This is a genomic window from Citrobacter sp. FP75 (assembly GCF_018342065.1).
Classification (GTDB): Bacteria; Pseudomonadota; Gammaproteobacteria; order Enterobacterales; family Enterobacteriaceae; genus Citrobacter.
This window is the reverse complement of the sequence record NZ_JAFDOE010000004.1, coordinates 395,006-412,254: the sequence shown is the minus strand read 5'-3', so window position 1 is coordinate 412,254 and position 17,249 is coordinate 395,006. Positions and strand designations below refer to the sequence as shown.

17 protein-coding genes and 1 pseudogene are annotated in these 17,249 nt (G+C 55.2%); 13 read left to right on the top strand and 5 right to left on the bottom strand.

The window, feature by feature from the left end; all coding sequences use genetic code 11:
* Positions 1-106 precede the first annotated feature (106 nt).
* A complete protein-coding gene (locus JQ822_RS16525) occupies positions 107-940 on the bottom strand; it encodes a DMT family transporter (RefSeq protein ID WP_213134375.1) in 834 nt (277 codons plus the stop codon).
* A gap of 120 nt (positions 941-1,060) precedes the next feature.
* Positions 1,061-1,150 carry a type I toxin-antitoxin system toxin TisB gene (gene tisB, locus JQ822_RS16520; RefSeq protein ID WP_115257124.1) on the bottom strand — a complete coding sequence of 30 codons (90 nt, stop codon included), beginning with the start codon at positions 1,148-1,150 and terminating at the stop codon, positions 1,061-1,063.
* A gap of 523 nt (positions 1,151-1,673) precedes the next feature.
* Here tisB and ivbL point away from each other — a divergent pair.
* The 3 genes from ivbL (at position 1,674) to ilvN (ending at position 3,859) form a co-directional block, all read left to right on the top strand.
* Positions 1,674-1,772, top strand: a complete 99-nt coding sequence (gene ivbL, locus JQ822_RS16515) for an ilvB operon leader peptide IvbL (RefSeq protein WP_096759014.1) — start codon at positions 1,674-1,676, stop codon at positions 1,770-1,772.
* Between the two features lie 104 nt (positions 1,773-1,876).
* Positions 1,877-3,565 carry an acetolactate synthase large subunit gene (ilvB, locus tag JQ822_RS16510; protein ID WP_213134374.1) on the top strand — a complete coding sequence of 563 codons (1,689 nt, stop codon included), beginning with the start codon at positions 1,877-1,879 and terminating at the stop codon, positions 3,563-3,565.
* A 3-nt stretch (positions 3,566-3,568) separates the two neighbouring features.
* Positions 3,569-3,859: an acetolactate synthase small subunit gene (ilvN, locus tag JQ822_RS16505; protein WP_045448917.1), complete on the top strand. Its 291-nt coding sequence runs from the start codon at positions 3,569-3,571 to the stop codon at positions 3,857-3,859.
* On the opposite strand, the pseudogene JQ822_RS24660 reads toward ilvN, so the two are convergent.
* Positions 3,824-3,991, bottom strand: a pseudogene (locus JQ822_RS24660) (hypothetical protein); the annotation flags it as partial. The gene ilvN and the pseudogene JQ822_RS24660 sit on opposite strands and share 36 nt — an antisense overlap.
* A gap of 22 nt (positions 3,992-4,013) precedes the next feature.
* Between JQ822_RS24660 and uhpA the strand changes: the two are divergent.
* The 6 genes from uhpA (at position 4,014) to nepI (ending at position 10,917) form a co-directional block, all read left to right on the top strand.
* Complete coding sequence (gene uhpA / locus JQ822_RS16500; RefSeq protein WP_213134373.1) at positions 4,014-4,607, top strand: transcriptional regulator UhpA; 594 nt, start codon at positions 4,014-4,016, stop codon at positions 4,605-4,607.
* Positions 4,604-6,106 (top strand): signal transduction histidine-protein kinase/phosphatase UhpB, encoded by a 1,503-nt coding sequence (uhpB, locus tag JQ822_RS16495; RefSeq protein ID WP_213134372.1) that lies wholly within the window; start codon positions 4,604-4,606, stop codon positions 6,104-6,106. Before uhpA ends, uhpB begins: the two co-directional genes overlap by 4 nt.
* A gap of 9 nt (positions 6,107-6,115) precedes the next feature.
* On the top strand, positions 6,116-7,444 hold the full coding sequence (uhpC, locus tag JQ822_RS16490) for an MFS transporter (RefSeq protein WP_213134371.1): 1,329 nt from the start codon (positions 6,116-6,118) through the stop codon (positions 7,442-7,444).
* A gap of 142 nt (positions 7,445-7,586) precedes the next feature.
* Entirely contained in the window at positions 7,587-8,978 is a 1,392-nt protein-coding gene (gene uhpT / locus JQ822_RS16485) for a hexose-6-phosphate:phosphate antiporter (RefSeq protein WP_213134370.1), read from the top strand.
* A gap of 121 nt (positions 8,979-9,099) precedes the next feature.
* Complete coding sequence (locus JQ822_RS16480; RefSeq protein WP_213134369.1) at positions 9,100-9,552, top strand: DUF1198 family protein; 453 nt, start codon at positions 9,100-9,102, stop codon at positions 9,550-9,552.
* A 171-nt stretch (positions 9,553-9,723) separates the two neighbouring features.
* Positions 9,724-10,917 carry a purine ribonucleoside efflux pump NepI gene (gene nepI / locus JQ822_RS16475; RefSeq protein WP_213134368.1) on the top strand — a complete coding sequence of 398 codons (1,194 nt, stop codon included), beginning with the start codon at positions 9,724-9,726 and terminating at the stop codon, positions 10,915-10,917.
* Positions 10,918-10,977: 60 nt separating this feature from the next.
* Here the strand turns inward: nepI and JQ822_RS16470 are convergent, their stop codons facing one another.
* Both JQ822_RS16470 and JQ822_RS16465 read right to left on the bottom strand, forming a co-directional pair.
* Entirely contained in the window at positions 10,978-12,360 is a 1,383-nt protein-coding gene (locus JQ822_RS16470; protein ID WP_213134367.1) for a glycoside hydrolase family 1 protein, read from the bottom strand.
* A gap of 92 nt (positions 12,361-12,452) precedes the next feature.
* Positions 12,453-12,746 (bottom strand): YicS family protein, encoded by a 294-nt coding sequence (locus JQ822_RS16465; RefSeq protein WP_135323826.1) that lies wholly within the window; start codon positions 12,744-12,746, stop codon positions 12,453-12,455.
* A 129-nt stretch (positions 12,747-12,875) separates the two neighbouring features.
* Here JQ822_RS16465 and JQ822_RS16460 point away from each other — a divergent pair, with 129 nt between their 5' ends.
* The 4 genes from JQ822_RS16460 to JQ822_RS16445 all read left to right on the top strand — a co-directional run bounded on the left by JQ822_RS16460 (position 12,876) and on the right by JQ822_RS16445 (position 17,226).
* Positions 12,876-13,292, top strand: coding sequence for a GNAT family N-acetyltransferase (locus JQ822_RS16460; RefSeq protein WP_213134366.1), 417 nt, complete (start codon positions 12,876-12,878; stop codon positions 13,290-13,292).
* A 90-nt stretch (positions 13,293-13,382) separates the two neighbouring features.
* Positions 13,383-16,181 carry a transcriptional regulator DagR gene (dagR, locus tag JQ822_RS16455; RefSeq protein ID WP_213134365.1) on the top strand — a complete coding sequence of 933 codons (2,799 nt, stop codon included), beginning with the start codon at positions 13,383-13,385 and terminating at the stop codon, positions 16,179-16,181.
* Between the two features lie 120 nt (positions 16,182-16,301).
* Positions 16,302-16,727, top strand: coding sequence for a PTS sugar transporter subunit IIA (locus tag JQ822_RS16450; protein WP_213134364.1), 426 nt, complete (start codon positions 16,302-16,304; stop codon positions 16,725-16,727).
* Positions 16,728-16,740: 13 nt separating this feature from the next.
* Positions 16,741-17,226: a PTS system mannose/fructose/N-acetylgalactosamine-transporter subunit IIB gene (locus tag JQ822_RS16445; protein WP_213134363.1), complete on the top strand. Its 486-nt coding sequence runs from the start codon at positions 16,741-16,743 to the stop codon at positions 17,224-17,226.
* Positions 17,227-17,249: the final 23 nt, after the last annotated feature.

Here is a 17,249-nt window from a genome sequence, read left to right as displayed (position 1 = left end):
GATCACTACAAAGGCAGGAAGGATAACGGCAGGAAATGTAAACAAATAGCGGCAATAAATGTTGCCGGAATTAATCAGCTCATTCCGTAAGCCAAATAAGATGCGATCACGATAAACGTAGCAAAATTGCCCCGACGGCAATGCCCGCTGCGGCGATAAGGCGAATCCCGGCGACTTTCTCTTTCAGCAGCAGCCAGGCGAGCAGCGCGCCAAACAGGATGGAGGTTTCCCGCAGCGCAGCGACTACCGCCAGCGGGGCCTGCGTCATCGCCCACAGCGCCAGCCCGTAGGACCCCATGGTGCCTATGCCGCCCAAAATACCTTTCTTCCACTGCTGTGCCAGATAGCGCGACGCTTCACGACGTCGGGCGATCATCGCCCAGGTTAGCAGGCAGGAGCCGTTCAGAAAGAAGGTCCACAGCGTATAGCCCAGCGCAGTCTCTGAGAGCCGTACGCCGGTGCCGTCCACCAGCGTATAGCCAGCGATAAAGCAGGCATTGATCAGTGCCAGCACAATCCCCCGCTGCGAGCTGCTGCGTCCGTTAAATGCCATGCCGAGAATAGCCAGGCAAATGGTGGCGATCCCCACCCAGGCGATTATTGACAGACTATCGCCGAGAAACAGGACGCTGATGATGGCAACCAATAGCGGAGCCGTGCCGCGCATTAAGGGATAGGTCTGGCTCATGTCCGAGACCTGATAAGTCTTGGCGACCAGCACGGTATACACCACCTGTAAAGCGGTTGAGACAGCTAAGTACGGCAGGCTGGCGGCGGAAGGTTGTGGTGCAAAAGGTAAGAAAATTAGCGCCATAACCGCAGCGGTGCCGCTAACGCTGATGGCGGAATACAGCTTGTCGTTTCCCGCTTTTACGATGGCGTTCCAGCTGGCATGAAGCAGCGCGGCGAATAGTAAAATGCAGAAAACAGAAAGTGTCATAGTGGTTTTCATCCCTGATGAATGTCATAAAAACGTAACATATTGGCGCGGCACACGCACCAGGGCAACGGTGAAAGGGGAGTGGTTGCCCACTCCCCTTAGGTGCGACTTGAATCTGAATTATTTAATGTACTTCAGAACAGCATCAAGCAGTTGCAGTGCAGCAACAATGAGTTTCAGGATAAGAATGGTGATATCCACGAGGCTCATACGCTCTCCTTTTGGTACAAGGAGCACGATGCTGGCGTACCTCGCCGCTGCCTGTTGCCAGCATCTTTGTTGACATAACACAGTGTGCTCACACGGGGGTTAAGGCGCTGACGGCACCACCCGTTTCAGCCAGGACTTTGTTGCGCCGGTTTACTCTGCGGCCCCCGCATAACACATTGCGTACGGTGACATTATAGATAATTACTGTATAAATAAACAGTAATTATTAGACATTATGCTATGGCTACGCCATACTCAAAAACGTCAAAATTCGTGCCGAAATTGCGAGTTCTTCGCGAAACGCGTATACTTTTTGCGTTGACATAACACAGTGTGCCCGGCGGCAACCAACCGTACAACGCTGATAAAAACCTCGCCTCGGCGGGGTTTTTTGTTTTTGCACGACATACAATGAAATGTGATCGTTGAGGCATTTTTGTGCAGATGAAAATTTTTCCATTGTCACGCTGAATAACCTGTGTTTGTATAAATCCTGCTAACCAACAAACAGACAAGGTCCCTAATGAACCCTTCCATGCTGACTGCGACCCTACTAAAAACTGCGCCATCTCGCGCAGTGGTCGTCGTGCGTGTGGTGGTGGTCGTCGGCAATGCGCCGTAGGGTCCGGAACACACGATTCCAAAACCCCGCCGGCGCAAACCGGGCGGGGTTTTTCGTTTAAGAGACCTGCCCGGAGCAAAGGCCCAGAATAAAAGGACTGGAGCATGGCAAGTTCGGGCATAACATCCAAGCGTACGCGCTTTACGGGCGCAGAATTCATCGTTCATTTCCTGGAGCGTCAGGGAATCACGGTGGTCACCGGTATTCCTGGCGGCTCGATTCTCCCCGTCTACGACGCCTTAAGCCAAAGCACGAAAATCCGTCATATCCTGGCGCGCCACGAGCAGGGCGCGGGGTTTATCGCGCAGGGGATGGCGAGAACTGACGGCAAGCCCGCCGTGTGTATGGCCTGTAGCGGACCGGGTGCCACAAATCTGGTGACCGCCATTGCCGATGCGCGTCTGGATTCCATCCCGCTGGTGTGCATCACCGGCCAGGTTCCAGCCTCGATGATCGGCACTGACGCCTTCCAGGAAGTCGACACCTACGGCATCTCTATCCCCATCACCAAGCACAACTATCTGGTCCGCCATATCAATGAATTACCACAGGTCATGAGCGATGCGTTCCGCATTGCGCAGTCCGGACGCCCGGGCCCGGTGTGGATAGACATTCCTAAGGATATTCAAACCGCCGTATTTGAAATTGAAGAGATGCCGGAGCCCGCGCAGAAAATGGCGGCGCCGGAATTCAGCCAGGACAGCATCCGTGATGCCGCCGCGATGATCAACGCCGCCAAACGCCCGGTGCTGTACCTCGGCGGCGGGGTGATTAATGCGCCGGAGCGCGTACGCGGGCTGGCCGAAAAAGCAAAGCTGCCTACCACCATGACGTTGATGGCGCTCGGCATGCTGCCAAAAGCGCATCCGCTGTCGTTAGGCATGCTGGGGATGCATGGCGCGCGCAGTACCAACTTTATTTTGCAAGAAGCTGATTTACTGATTGTTCTGGGCGCACGTTTTGATGACCGGGCGATTGGTAAAACAGAACAGTTCTGTCCGAATGCTAAAATTATCCACGTGGATATTGACCGCGCGGAGCTGGGTAAAATTAAACAGCCACACGTGGCGATTCAGGCCGATGTGGATGAGGTGCTGGCACAGTTGATCCCGCTGATTGAAGCGCAACCGCGTGAAGAGTGGCATCAACTGGTGGCAGACCTGCAACAAGAGTTTCCGTGTGCGATCCCGCAGGAAAAAAATCCGCTCAGCCATTACGGGCTGATTAACGCCGTTGCCGCCTGCGTGGACGACAGCGCGATCATCACCACCGACGTCGGCCAGCATCAGATGTGGGCGGCGCAGGCTTACCCGCTGAACCGTCCGCGGCAATGGCTGACCTCCGGTGGCCTGGGGACCATGGGCTTCGGTCTGCCTGCTGCAATTGGCGCGGCGTTGGCGAATCCGGATAAAAAAGTGCTGTGCTTCTCCGGCGACGGCAGCCTGATGATGAATATTCAGGAAATGGCGACTGCCAGCGAGAATCAGCTGGATATTAAAATCATTCTGATGAATAACGAGGCATTGGGGCTGGTGTACCAGCAACAAAGCCTGTTCTATAAGCAGGGCGTTTTTGCCGCCACCTATCCGGGGATGATCAACTTTATGCAGATTGCCGCCGGTTTCGGCCTTGAAACCTGTGATTTAAACCACGAAGCCGATCCGCAGGCGGCGCTGCAGACGATTATTGATCGCCCGGGACCGGCGTTGATCCACGTGCGCATCGACGCCGAAGAAAAAGTGTACCCGATGGTGCCGCCGGGTGCGGCGAATACAGAGATGGTGGGGGAATAAGCCATGCAACAGCAGACTCATGACAACGTAATTCTTGAACTCACCGTGCGTAACCACCCCGGCGTAATGACTCACGTTTGCGGCCTGTTCGCCCGCCGCGCGTTCAACGTGGAAGGCATTCTTTGTCTACCGATTCAGGGCAGCGACCAGAGTCGCATTTGGCTACTGGTCAACGATGACCAGCGTCTGGAACAGATGATAAGCCAGATTGATAAACTGGAAGATGTGGTGAAAGTCGCGCGCAACCAGTCCGATCCATCAATGTTTAACAAGATCACCGTCTTCTTCGAGTAGTCCGCTCAAGGCTTGAACAGCAAAGCACTTATCGTTAAGGTAAGCGCTTTTGCCGGATGGCGGCATTAATGCCTTATCCGGCCTACAACGGCACCAGCCCGTAGGCCTGATAAGCGCAGCGCCATCAGGCATGCCTTAGCGCCAGGATGAACCCATGATTACCGTTGCCCTTATTGACGATCACACTATCGTCCGCTCCGGCTTTGCCCAGTTGTTGGGGCTGGAAGCTGATTTGCAGGTCGTCGCCGAATTCGGTTCTGGCCGTGAGGCGCTGGCGGGATTACCGGGACGTGGTGCGCAGGTGTGCATTTGCGATATTTCAATGCCGGATATCTCCGGGCTGGAGCTGATAAGCCAGCTTCCCAAAGGCATGGCAATTATCATGCTCTCCGTCCACGACAGCCCGGCGCTGGTGGAACAGGCGCTGAATGCCGGGGCGCGCGGCTTTCTCTCCAAACGCTGTAGCCCCGACGAGTTGATTGCCGCCGTGCATACCGTGGCGACCGGCGGTTGCTATCTCACGCCGGATATCGCCGTTAAACTGGCGGCTGGGCGTCAGGATCCGCTCACCAAACGCGAGCGCCAGGTGGCGGAAAAGCTGGCCCAAGGCATGGCGGTCAAAGAGATTGCCGCCGAACTGGGGCTGTCGCCGAAAACGGTGCATGTGCATCGCGCTAACCTGATGGAAAAACTGGGCGTCAGCAACGACGTTGAGCTGGCCCGCCGGATGTTTGACGGCTGGCAATGAATACCTTTCTCTCTCGCTTAATTACCGTTGTCGCCTGTTTCTTTATCTTCTCCGCCGCATGGTTCTGCCTGTGGAGCATCAGCCTGCATCTGGTGGAACGCCCGGATCTGGCGGTTATGCTGTTCCCGTTTGGCCTGCGGCTGGGGATGATGCTGCAATGTCCGCGCGGCTACTGGCCAGTGCTGTTGGGGGCGGAATGGCTGTTGATCTGGTGGCTGGCACAGGAAGTTGCGCTGGCGCACTCCTCCCTTTTGATGATCGGTAGTCTGCTGACGCTGTTGCCCGTCACGTTAATCTGGCGCTATCGTCATCAGCGCGACTGGCGTACCTTGCTGTTGCAAGGGGCGGCGTTGATCGCCGCGGCGCTGTTACAGTCGCTGCCGTGGTTGGGGCAGGGGGAAGAAGCGTGGAACGCGCTGCTGCTGACCCTGACCGGCGGGCTGACGCTGGCCCCTGTTTGCCTGGTGTTCTGGCACTATCTGACCAGCACCACCTGGCTGCCGCTTGGCCCGGCGGTGGTGTCTCAGCCGGTGAACTGGCGCGGCAAACACCTGGTGTGGTACCTGCTGTTGTTTAGCGTCAGTCTGTGGCTGCAGCTCGGTCTGCCGGATGAGTTGTCGCGCTTCACGCCGTTTTGTCTGGCGCTGCCGATCATCGCGCTGGCCTGGCACTACGGCTGGCAGGGGGCGTTGATTGCCACGCTGATGAACGCCATCGCGCTGATTGCCAGCCAGACCTGGCACGATCACCCCGTTGATTTACTGCTCTCACTGTTGGCGCAAAGCCTGACCGGGCTGCTGCTCGGCGCGGGGATCCAGCGCCTGCGTGAACTTAACCAGTCGCTACAAAATGAGCTGGCGCGTAACCATCGGCTGGCGGAACGCCTGCTGGAAACCGAAGAAAGCGTGCGTCGCGACGTGGCGCGCGAACTGCATGACGATATCGGCCAGACCATCACCGCCATTCGCACCCAGGCGGGCATCGTCCAGCGCCTGGCCCCGGAGAATACGGGGGTGAAGCAGAGCGGGGTACATATCGAGCAGCTCTCGCTGGGCGTCTACGATTCTGTACGCCGCCTGCTCGGGCGTTTACGCCCACGGCAGCTAGACGATCTGACGCTGGAGCAGGCCATTCGCTCGCTGCTGCGCGAAATGGAGCTGGAAAGTCGCGGCATCGTCAGTCATCTCGACTGGCATATTGATGAATCGGCTCTCAGCGAAAGCCAGCGGGTGACGCTGTTCCGCGTCTGTCAGGAAGGGCTGAATAACATCGTCAAGCACGCCAACGCCAGCGCGGTGACGTTACAAGGCTGGCTGCAGGATGAACGGTTGATGTTGGTGATTGAAGACGACGGCAGCGGCCTGCCGCCGGGCTCGAATCAACAAGGATTTGGCCTGACCGGGATGCGTGAGCGCATTACAGCCCTTGGTGGAACGCTTTCAATTTCCTGCACGCACGGCACGCGGGTCAGCGTGTCTTTGCCTCAACGCTACGTGTAAGGAGCATTAATGCTGACGTTTTTTAAAGCCCCGGCCAATGCGCCGCTGATTGCCGATAAACGCGAGGTCGATGCCCGCTACCGCTACTGGCGGCGGCATATTCTGACCACCATCTGGCTCGGCTACGCGCTGTTTTATTTCACACGCAAAAGCTTCAACGCTGCGGTGCCGGACATCCTCACCAGCGGTGTGCTGACCCGCAGCGACATTGGCCTGCTGGCAACGCTGTTTTACATCACCTACGGCCTGTCGAAGTTTGTCTCCGGCATCGTCAGCGACCGTTCCAACGCCCGCTATTTTATGGGTACTGGGCTGATTGCCACCGGGGTGGTGAACATCCTGTTTGGCTTCTCCACCTCGCTGTGGGCCTTTGCCGTACTGTGGGCGCTCAATGCCTTCTTCCAGGGCTGGGGATCGCCGGTGTGCGCCCGTCTGCTGACGGCCTGGTATTCGCGTACCGAACGCGGCGGCTGGTGGGCGCTATGGAATACCGCGCATAACGTCGGTGGGGCATTAATTCCGATGGTGATGGCAGCCGCCGCGCTGCACTACGGCTGGCGCGCCGGGATGATGATTGCCGGAATGGTGGCGATTGTGGTCGGTATTTTCCTCTGCTGGCGGCTGCGTGACCGCCCGCAGGCCATCGGCTTACCACCGGTCGGCGACTGGCGACATGACGAGCTGGAAATTGCTCAACAGCAGGAAGGCGCTGGGCTGACCCGTAAAGAGATTCTCACCAAATACGTGCTGCTGAATCCGTATATCTGGTTGCTGTCGCTGTGTTACGTGCTGGTGTACGTAGTCCGCGCGGCGATCAATGACTGGGGCAATCTGTACATGTCGGAGACGCTCGGCGTGGATTTGGTCACTGCGAATACGGCGGTCACCATGTTTGAGTTGGGCGGATTTATCGGTGCGCTGGTGGCGGGCTGGGGCTCGGACAAACTGTTCAACGGCAACCGCGGCCCGATGAACCTGATTTTCGCCGCCGGGATTTTGCTCTCCGTCGGTTCGCTGTGGCTGATGCCGTTTGCCAGCTATGTGATGCAGGCGGCGTGCTTCTTCACCACCGGGTTCTTCGTTTTCGGCCCACAAATGTTGATTGGCATGGCGGCGGCGGAGTGCTCGCACAAAGAGGCTGCGGGCGCGGCGACCGGGTTTGTCGGGCTGTTTGCTTATCTGGGTGCGTCGCTCTCCGGCTGGCCGCTGGCGAAGGTGATGGAAGTCTGGCACTGGACCGGATTCTTTGTGGTGATCGCCATCGCGGCGGGCATTTCCGCGCTGCTGTTACTGCCGTTTTTAAACGCCCAGGCGCCGCGCGACGTCAGCGAAGCGTGATGCACCTCACCTTTTTGCCCCGAGTAGAGCAAAACTAAGAAATTTTCTCGGTTTCACCTGGACGCTGTCTCAGGCATCTCTCCTGGCTGATTTTTACAATGCCTGCCATTCGCAGGTATAAAAATCAGCTCAGGAGCAAACCATGCTGGCCTTCCTCAATCAGGTGCGCAAACCGACCCTGGATCTGCCGCTCGATGTGCGGCGCAAAATGTGGTTCAAACCGTTCATGCAGTCCTATCTGGTGGTTTTCATCGGCTACCTGACCATGTACCTGATCCGCAAAAACTTCAACATCGCGCAGAACGACATGATCTCTACCTACGGGCTGAGCATGACGCAGTTGGGGATGATTGGTCTGGGCTTCTCCATCACCTACGGCGTGGGTAAAACGCTGGTTTCCTACTACGCTGACGGCAAAAACACCAAGCAATTCCTGCCGTTTATGCTGATCCTCTCAGCGATTTGTATGCTCGGCTTCAGCGCCAGCATGGGCGCGGGTTCAACCAGCCTGTTTCTGATGATCGCCTTCTACGCGCTGAGTGGCTTCTTCCAGAGCACCGGCGGCTCGTGCAGTTACTCGACCATCACCAAATGGACGCCGCGCCGTAAACGTGGATCGTATCTCGGTATGTGGAACATTTCCCACAACCTCGGCGGTGCAGGTGCGGCGGGCGTGGCGCTGTTTGGCGCTAATGTGCTGTTCGATGGACACGTCATCGGGATGTTTATCTTCCCGTCGATTATCGCGCTGATCGTCGGCTTTATTGGCCTGCGCTACGGTAGCGACTCCCCGGAATCGTATGGCCTCGGCAAAGCCGAAGAGTTGTTCGGTGAAGAGATAAGCGAAGAGGACAAAGAAACCGAAGAAAACGAGATGACCAAATGGCAGATCTTTGTTGAGTACGTGCTGAAAAACAAAGTGATTTGGCTGCTGTGCTTCTCCAACATCTTCCTGTACGTGGTGCGTATCGGTATCGACCAGTGGTCCACCGTGTACGCCTTCCAGGAGCTGAAGCTGTCTAAAGAAGTGGCGATTCAGGGTTTTACTCTGTTTGAAGTGGGGGCGCTGGTCGGCACCCTGCTGTGGGGCTGGCTGTCGGATCTCGCGAACGGTCGCCGTGCGCTGGTGGCCTGCGTCGCACTGGCGCTGATTATCGCTACCCTGGGTGTCTATCAGCATGCCAGCAACCAGTATATTTACCTGGCTTCCCTGTTTGCCCTTGGCTTCCTGGTGTTTGGCCCGCAACTGTTAATTGGCGTGGCGGCAGTCGGTTTCGTACCGAAAAAAGCGATCGGCGCTGCCGATGGGATTAAAGGTACTTTCGCTTATCTGATCGGTGACAGCTTTGCCAAGCTGGGCCTGGGGATGATTGCCGACGGTACGCCGATCTTCGGCCTGACCGGCTGGGCGGGCACTTTCGCTGCGCTGGACACTGCCGCTATCGCTTGTATCTGCCTGATGGCTATCGTGGCCGTCTTCGAAGAACGTAAAATCCGCCGCGAGAAGAAAATTCAGCAGTTAAAAACCGCTTAAGTGTGTATTGGTAACTTTTTGCCCGCCTTCATGGCGGGTTTTTTTATGGTGTGGCGTTCATCCATCGACAGAGATAAATTTGCCGCTATGATGGGCATCCTGTCGGGTAAGGGATGTGCGCATGATTTGGATAATGCTGGCCACGTTGGTTGTTGTTTTTGTTGTGGGTTTTCGGGTACTGACGTCCGGGGCGCGACGTGCGATTCGTCGGCTAAGTGAACGTCTGGGTATTGATGTGATGCCGGTAGAATCAATGACCGATCAGATGGGAAAAGTGCAGGGCGAAGCATTTTTACAGTATCTTCACCGGCCTGACGAATCGCACCTGCAAAATGCCGCGCAGGTGCTGTTGATCTGGCAAATCGTCATTGTCGACGGTAGCGAACAGAACCTGTTGCAGTGGCATCGTTTACTGCAAAAAGCTCGGCTGGCTACGCCGATTACCGACGCGCAGGTGCGTCTGGCTCTGGGGTTTCTACGCGAAATGGAGCCAGATATGCAGGAGATCAACGCCTTCCAGATGCGCTACAACGCTTTTTTCCAGCCCGAAGACGGCGTGCACTGGCTGCACTGATGTTCATGCCTGATGGCGCTATGCTTATCAGGCCGACAAAGGGGCTCAGACGTAGGCCGGATAAGACGAAGTCGTCATCCGGCGGTGAAAGTTGTTGAAACGTTAAATACGTCACATTTTTAATGTTACACTGCGTAACTTTTCTACAATAACCCCACGCAGGTAACAAAATTGAGTGAAGCTATTGAACAAAAATCCCGCGCTGAGGTGAATGCCCGACCTAACTGGTCGGCGGTATTCGCCGTGGCGTTCTGCGTTGCCTGCCTGATAACCGTTGAGTTCTTGCCCGTCAGTTTACTGACGCCGATGGCGCAGGATCTGGGTATTTCAGAAGGTGTTGCCGGACAATCGGTGACGGTGACGGCATTTGTCGCCATGTTTGCCAGCCTGTTTGTGACGCAAATAATTCAGGCGACCGATCGTCGCTATGTGGTGATCCTGTTCTCGGTACTGCTGACGCTCTCCTGCCTGCTGGTCTCGTTTGCCAACTCTTTTACCCTGCTGCTGGTGGGGCGTGCCTGTCTTGGGCTGGCGCTCGGCGGCTTCTGGGCAATGTCGGCGTCGCTAACCATGCGTCTGGTGCCCGCTCGCACGGTGCCGAAAGCGCTGTCGGTTATCTTTGGCGCAGTCTCTATTGCGCTGGTGATTGCCGCCCCGTTGGGGAGTTTTTTAGGCGGTATTATTGGCTGGCGTAACGTATTTAATGCGGCGGCGGTGATGGGGGTGTTGTGCACCATCTGGGTGGTGAAATCACTGCCTTCGCTGCCCGGTGAGCCGTCGCACCAAAAACAAAATATGTTTAGCCTGCTGCAGCGTCCGGGCGTGATGGCTGGCATGATCGCCATCTTTATGTCGTTTGCCGGGCAGTTTGCCTTCTTTACCTACATCCGGCCGGTGTATATGAATCTGGCGGGCTTTGATGTTGATGGCCTGACGCTGGTGCTGTTGAGCTTTGGTATCGCCAGCTTTGTCGGCACGTCGCTCTCTTCGATGATCCTGAAGCGCTCGGTCAAACAGGCGTTAGCCGGAGCGCCGCTGGTGCTGGCACTCAGTGCGCTGATCCTGATCCTGTGGGGCAGTGACAAAGTGGTTGCGGCTGGCATTGCGATTGTCTGGGGGCTGGCATTTGCGCTGGTGCCGGTGGGTTGGTCGACATGGATCACCCGCTCGCTTGCCGATCAGGCGGAAAAAGCCGGTTCGGTGCAGGTCGCCGTGATCCAGCTGGCTAATACCTGCGGTGCTGCGGTGGGAGGTTATGCGCTCGATAACCTCGGACTGCTGTCGCCGTTGGTGATTTCCGGCAGCCTGATGCTGCTGACAGCGTTGGTGGTAGCAGCGAAAGTGCGCATAAAAGAGGCGCAGTAATCTCCAGCTTTGTGTGCCGGATGAGATGCTGACACCGCCATCCGGCATTTTGCCCACTTCTTAATCAAAACCATTATCTTCGGCGGTATGGGCAAACCACTCGCCGCTCTTTTTCACCGTACGTTTTTGCGTGTCTAAATCTAACTGAACAAAACCGTAGCGGTTTTTATATCCGTTGAGCCAGGACCAGTTATCAATAAAGGTCCACATATGGTAGCCAAGGCAATTACAGCCTTCGCTGATGCCTTTATGCAGCCATTTAAGGTGTTCTGAGACAAACTCAATACGGTAACTATCGTTAATCTGACCTTCCTGAATAAAACGTTGCTCGTTTTCTACGCCCATCCCGTTTTCAGAAATAAAGCAGCGCGGGTTGCCGTAATTATCACGCAGATTAGTAATAATATCGTAAATACCCGGCTCATAAATTTCCCAGCCGCGGTACGGATTCATTTTACGTCCCGGCATTTCGTAGTAATCAAACAGCGACTCTGGCATAAATGGCGCGTCAGGATTGACGGCGCTATCACGACATTTCACCCGGCGTGGCTGGTAATAGTTAATGCCGAGCAGGTCGATTTTGCCATCGGCTATCAACTGGCTGTCGCCGGGCTGACAGGCCGGTAGCTGATCGTATGCTTTCAGCAGTTCCACCAAATCCGCCGGATATTCCCCTTTTAGCACCGGGTCAAGGAAGCTGCGGTTAAACAGCAGATCCGCATAGTGCGCGGCTTTCACATCCGCCGTGTTTTGCGAGCGCGGGTAAGACGGTGTTAAATTCAGCACCACGCCGATTTCACCGTTGTAGTTTCCGGCGCGATAAGCCCGTACCGCCGCCGAATGCGCCAGTACGGTGTGATACGCCACGGTCGCCGCACGTTTGAAATCCACCACGTTAGGGTAATGGAAGTCATACAGGTATCCGCCTTCTACCGGAACAATCGGCTCGTTGAAGGTGAACCAGTGCTTCACCCGGTTGCCGAACAATGTAAAACACGTTTGGGCGTAGCGACCAAATGCTTCGACCACCTCACGGTTTTCCCAGCCGCCTTTCTCCTGCATGACCATTGGCATGTCGAAGTGGAACAGGGTGATAAAGGGCGTGATATCCTGCGCCAGCAGTTCGTCGATGACGTTGTTATAGAAATCGACCGCTTCAGGATTCACCTCGCCGGTACCGTCCGGGATCAGGCGCGACCAGCTCAGAGACGTACGAAAGCTGTTGTGCTTCAGTTGCTTTAGCAGCGCGATGTCCTGCTTCCAGTGCTGATAAAATGTCGAGGTGTTCGCCGGGCCGACCCCCTGATGGAAACGGCCTGGCTGGCGGTCGAACCACACGTCCCACGTGGTCTGGCTTTTGCCACCGTTCAGGCTATCCCCTTCGGTTTGCAGCGCCGAGCAGGCACTGCCCCACCAGAAGTTTTCGGGAAAACGGTATCGCATTATCTTGCTCCTTGATGTATTTCATTTCCCTACACAATAGGCGATTTTTATTATAAGAAACCGGTTACAGTGCTCGTTTTTCAATGTGATAGTTACATATCCGGGCATTCAATCTTGCCCAACGCTTCCCAGTAGTTGTTCTGATTACTCCTTTGAATCGCCACAATGGCTTCGCGGATATGCTGTTGGTTACGCGTATCGGCCATAATCGTTTTTTCCCATACTTCATCCGACGGCGACCCTTGCGGGGTACAAATCTTGCGTAAGTCCTTCAATATGGTGTTTTTTTCGTGGACTGACTGTAGAGAACCGTAAGCCGAGTCGGCCTGCGCCAGACCCGGCAGCGTGAAAAGGATGGCAATAATCGGAAAAACGGCTCGTTTCATGATAATAATCCTTGTTGTCGATGCGCATCATCTCAAGAGTAAGTGTAGACGGCCTACGACTCACTCATCAGGCTGTGTTAATGTCGAAAAAATAATCAGACAAAAGTTTTAGTTTTTCAGGAGGATAGAATGCAGATACAGATTACGGATACGGTTACTGAAGACGATCAAAACGCGCTACTAACCGGGTTGCGCACTTACAATCGGCAGTTCCTGAAAACGACCAATTTTGGCGATCTGGCGGTCTACTGGCGCAATGAACACAATGAAATACTGGGTGGGCTGATCGGCAAAATCAAAGGTGAATGGTTGTGTATCGAGTTTTTGTGGATGCATGATTCCCTGCGTAAAGGCGGTTACGGCACAAAATTGATGCAGGTCGCCGAACAGACGGCGCGTGAGCGAGGATGCCAGCATGCGCTGGTAGACACCATGAGTTTCCAGGCGCTGCCGTTTTATCAGAAAAACGGCTATCAGTTGCAAATGACCCTCGATAACTTTCCGGAAACCGGTTCCGCGCGCCATTATTTGTCGAAAACGTTTTGATGACCGGAAGGTCTGGACGCCGCTTCACTTTCTTGCACAGCAGAATAGTGTATGTTCTGAACAATCATTTATTTCTTAAGCGGTAAAGAGATGAGACGGATTGAGATAATACTGGGGGAGCTGGAACGGCTGACGCAAGGACTGAATCTTGCCCATCTGGCGCAGGAAACGGCGTTCACGGCGGAGGCTATCGGCTTTAACCTCGGTCTGGCGCGCAACTCGGTCAGTAAAGATCTCAATCAGCTCTGGAACGACGGTCTGGCGATTAAAAGCCGCGGGCGCCCGGTATTCTTTCTGCATCGTCAGGTGATTGAAACGCTGCTGGGACGCAAGCTGGATGAGTCCGAGCGCGAAGTGCAAACCGTTGCCGATCTGTTGCCTGCTCAGGAAAACCCGGCGACAGACGATCCCTTTTTCGGCCTGATTGGTTACGATCGCAGCCTGCGCGACGCGGTGGAAAAAGGCCGCGCGGCGGTGCTGTATCCTCACGGACTGCACGTTCTGCTGACCGGTCCCTCCGGTGTGGGCAAAACCTTTTTTGCCGAACTGATGCACCGTTTTGCCTGCGAACGCACGGCGGGAACGCCGCCACCGCTGGTTTACTTTAACTGCGCGGAATACGCCCATAACCCGGAGCTGCTATCTTCACATCTGTTTGGTCATCGACAGGGGGCGTTTACCGGCGCAAACGAGAATAAACCCGGTCTGGTTGAGCAGGCCGACGGCGGTTATCTGCTGCTCGATGAAGTGCATCGTCTGCCGTATGAAGGCCAGGAAAAGCTGTTCTCTATTCTCGACAAAGGCGAATACCGGCCGCTGGGTTCAAGCGCTACAGCGCGTTCTATTTCGGTTCGCCTGATTTGTGCCACCACCGAACCGGTGAATTCGGCGTTGCTGCGCACCTTCCAGCGACGTATTCAGGTGTGTATCGATTTGCCCGGCATCCGCCAGCGTTCGGTGGAAGAGCAGGTTGAGCTGATCGTTGGCTTCTTACAGCGTGAGAGCCGTAAAATAGAACGCACGGTAAGCATTGATAAAACGCTGTTGCTCTGGCTGCTGAACAAGCCGCTGGAAGGGAATATTGGCCAGCTCAAGAGCGATATTCAGTTTCTCTGCGCCCAGGCGTGGGCATCAGGAATGACCGAGCATAGTGATACGCTACAGCTGGATAAACGGCTGGCGGAAATACCGTTTAACGCCACGGCGGAACAGCGTCTGCTGGTTGATGCGCTGTTTGGCGGTAAAGAGCGTCTGAGCGTGGATGCCCGCACGCTCCCGACATTAAAACACTCGCTGGCAACCGGGGCGGAAATTGAAGAGAGCGATCTCTTTTACAGCTTCCTGACCCGGGAATATATCAACCTGCGTAACAGCAACGTCCCGCCAGCTGAAACGCTGGCTATCCTCAAAAACAAGCTCAGTTCGATTTTTGAATATGGTCTCTACAGCCGCGACAGTGTGACGCATCCCCCGCGCTATGGCGACCAGATTGAAGAGCGCGTCACGCTACTGATCGGCTGCGTTGAGCAGGTGCTCGGTTTTACGCTGCCGGAGAATCTGGTCAACCCGCTGCGCAAACACTTTCTGGCGCTGATTGGCTACGTTCAGCGTGGGCTTATTCCTCAGCTTTATTCTTCCAGCCTGATCCTCGATCGCTGTAAAGATGAATATGACAATGCCACGCTATTATGCCGGAAAATCAATGAACTGCTGCATATTCAGTGCCCGGCAACGGAAGTGGTCTGGCTGTGTCTGTTCCTCAAAGAGTGTCGCCATTATCGACAGCGTATCGACGCCAGCCCGGACTGTGGCGTGATTTTGATTGCCCACGGTGCGACGACGGCAACCAGCCAGGCGCAGTACGTGAATCGCGTGCTGGAGCGCGAGCTGTTCAGCGCCATCGACATGCCGTTTGAGCAGTCGGTGCACGACACGCTGGAAACGCTGACGCAGATGATCCAGACCCGGCAATATCGCCGGCTGATCCTGATGGTGGATATTGGTTCGCTGGTCCATTTTGGCAGCACGATCAGCAAATTATTCCAGATAGATGTACTACTAATGCCCAATATCACGCTGACCAGCCTGCTGGAATTGGGTCTGGACTTAAGCTATGAAACCAGCGACTTACCGCAACTGGCGGCGTTAATGCAGAGTAAAGATATTCCCTGTCAGCTCTGTACGCCGCAGCAGGAAAATAGCGGTAAAGTGCTGGTTATTTCCTGTATTACCGGCATGGGCACGGCGGAAAAAATCAAAAAGGTGCTGGAGGAGAGCTTCGGCGAGCTGATGTCGCAGGACACGCGGATGGTTATCCTCGATTACAACGAAGTCCGCAGTCTGGAGCGCGTTCAGCAGGCGATTAACGCCAGTGAACGGCTGGCGGGAATAGTCGGTACTTTCCAGCCGGGACTGCCGGATATTCCGTTTATCTCGCTGGAGGAGTTGTTCTCCGAACAGGGACCGGAACTGGTGTTGAGCCTGCTGACGCCGGATCTGTCCAGCAGCGAACGCCGTCTGGAGATGGAGCGCAGCGCGATGCGCTTTATCAGCGCGTTAACCATGGAGAGCATCATTAACCATATTTCGGTGCTCAACCCGCAGCGTATTCTCAAGGAGATGGAAGGCGTGCTTAACCATCTGACCACCTCACTTTCGCTGAAACCGAGCCGTCAGGTGACACTGCGCTTCCTGATCCACTGCTGCTGTATGGTCGAGCGTATCGTGATTAACCGCAAACCGTTACAGATGGCGCTGGAAAACAAGCCGGACCTGGATGCTCACGCGTTTAGTGTCATTAAATCCGCTTTCCTGCCGATCGAAGAAGCCTATGCCATTCGGTTATCGGACGCGGAATATTTTTATATCTACGAACTTCTGTATAGCTAATCCCTTTACTGGCGCGGCTCGCTGCCCCGCCAGCACCTCTCTCTTCCCCGCGTGACACAAATTCTGGCACAGCCTTTGCTCTGTTTACCTATGTCTATGTAATCGAGCCAGGAGGCCATTTTGACTACCACTGAATCCTTGCCCCAGATCCTGCTGCTGACCCATGGCGGCTGGGGGCAACAGCTTTGCAACAGCCTGCGCATGGTGGCGGGTGAAATCAAAGGCGTGACGGAAATTGCGCTGATGCCCGTTGATACGCTCGGCGAGTTTTATCAGCGTGTCGAAGCCGTGGTGAAAACCATGCCGGAAGGTTCACTGATCCTGACTGATTTTATTGGCGGCACCACCTCTAACGTGGCGGCGCGGCTGAGCGCCGATTACCCGGTGGCAGTGATTTCCGGGCTCAATGCCTCTTTGCTGCTGGAGGCGCTCGACAAACGCGAGCATGGGCAGTTGACCACCTGCGTGGCTGAACTGGTCGAAGCCGGGCGCAGCAGTTGCCTGGATGTCGCTGCCCATGTGCGTCAATTACAACAATCAAAGTAGGGAAGAAAACATCATGGCAAACATCGTCTTATGTCGTATCGATAGCCGTCTGATTCATGGACAGGTAGTAACGAAGTGGGTTGGACAATCTCAGGCCAACCGAATTGCGGTAGTCAGCGACGAGCTGGATGCCGATCCGTTTATGAAAAACATCTACCTGATGGCCGCGCCGCCAAACATCAAAGTGGATTGCTTCGGTAACCAAAGTTTTGCTGCCGCCTGGAAAGAAAATCAGCTTGGCGACGGTAAGGTTCTGGTGCTGTTTCCCTCTCTGGCGGCGGTTCAGGAGGCGGTCCAGTTGGGTTTTGATGTCACCACCATTCAGGTGGGTGGGCTGGGCGGCGGGCCAAACCGTAAAGCGGTATTCCAGAATATTACGCTGGATGAAAAAGACGTCGGCATTCTGAACGACCTGAAAAATCGTGGGATTAAGGCTGTCTTCCAGACTATCCCGGAAGATAAGCCGCAGTCGCTGGACGATATCCTGAAAAAATTCTAATCCTTTGATAACAGGGTAATTAA

Bases quoted from the DNA above. Each gene is read 5' to 3' on its own strand.
- JQ822_RS16525 (WP_213134375.1), bottom strand. From the start codon at position 940: ATGACACTTTCTGTTTTCTGCATTTTACTATTCGCCGCGCTGCTTCAT.
- tisB (WP_115257124.1), bottom strand. From the start codon at position 1,150: ATGAGCCTCGTGGATATCACCATTCTTATCCTGAAACTCATTGTTGCT.
- ivbL (WP_096759014.1), top strand. From the start codon at position 1,674: ATGAACCCTTCCATGCTGACTGCGACCCTACTAAAAACTGCGCCATCT.
- ilvB (WP_213134374.1), top strand. From the start codon at position 1,877: ATGGCAAGTTCGGGCATAACATCCAAGCGTACGCGCTTTACGGGCGCA.
- ilvN (WP_045448917.1), top strand. From the start codon at position 3,569: ATGCAACAGCAGACTCATGACAACGTAATTCTTGAACTCACCGTGCGT.
- uhpA (WP_213134373.1), top strand. From the start codon at position 4,014: ATGATTACCGTTGCCCTTATTGACGATCACACTATCGTCCGCTCCGGC.
- uhpB (WP_213134372.1), top strand. From the start codon at position 4,604: ATGAATACCTTTCTCTCTCGCTTAATTACCGTTGTCGCCTGTTTCTTT.
- uhpC (WP_213134371.1), top strand. From the start codon at position 6,116: ATGCTGACGTTTTTTAAAGCCCCGGCCAATGCGCCGCTGATTGCCGAT.
- uhpT (WP_213134370.1), top strand. From the start codon at position 7,587: ATGCTGGCCTTCCTCAATCAGGTGCGCAAACCGACCCTGGATCTGCCG.
- JQ822_RS16480 (WP_213134369.1), top strand. From the start codon at position 9,100: ATGATTTGGATAATGCTGGCCACGTTGGTTGTTGTTTTTGTTGTGGGT.
- JQ822_RS16470 (WP_213134367.1), bottom strand. From the start codon at position 12,360: ATGCGATACCGTTTTCCCGAAAACTTCTGGTGGGGCAGTGCCTGCTCG.
- JQ822_RS16465 (WP_135323826.1), bottom strand. From the start codon at position 12,746: ATGAAACGAGCCGTTTTTCCGATTATTGCCATCCTTTTCACGCTGCCG.
- JQ822_RS16460 (WP_213134366.1), top strand. From the start codon at position 12,876: ATGCAGATACAGATTACGGATACGGTTACTGAAGACGATCAAAACGCG.
- dagR (WP_213134365.1), top strand. From the start codon at position 13,383: ATGAGACGGATTGAGATAATACTGGGGGAGCTGGAACGGCTGACGCAA.
- JQ822_RS16445 (WP_213134363.1), top strand. From the start codon at position 16,741: ATGGCAAACATCGTCTTATGTCGTATCGATAGCCGTCTGATTCATGGA.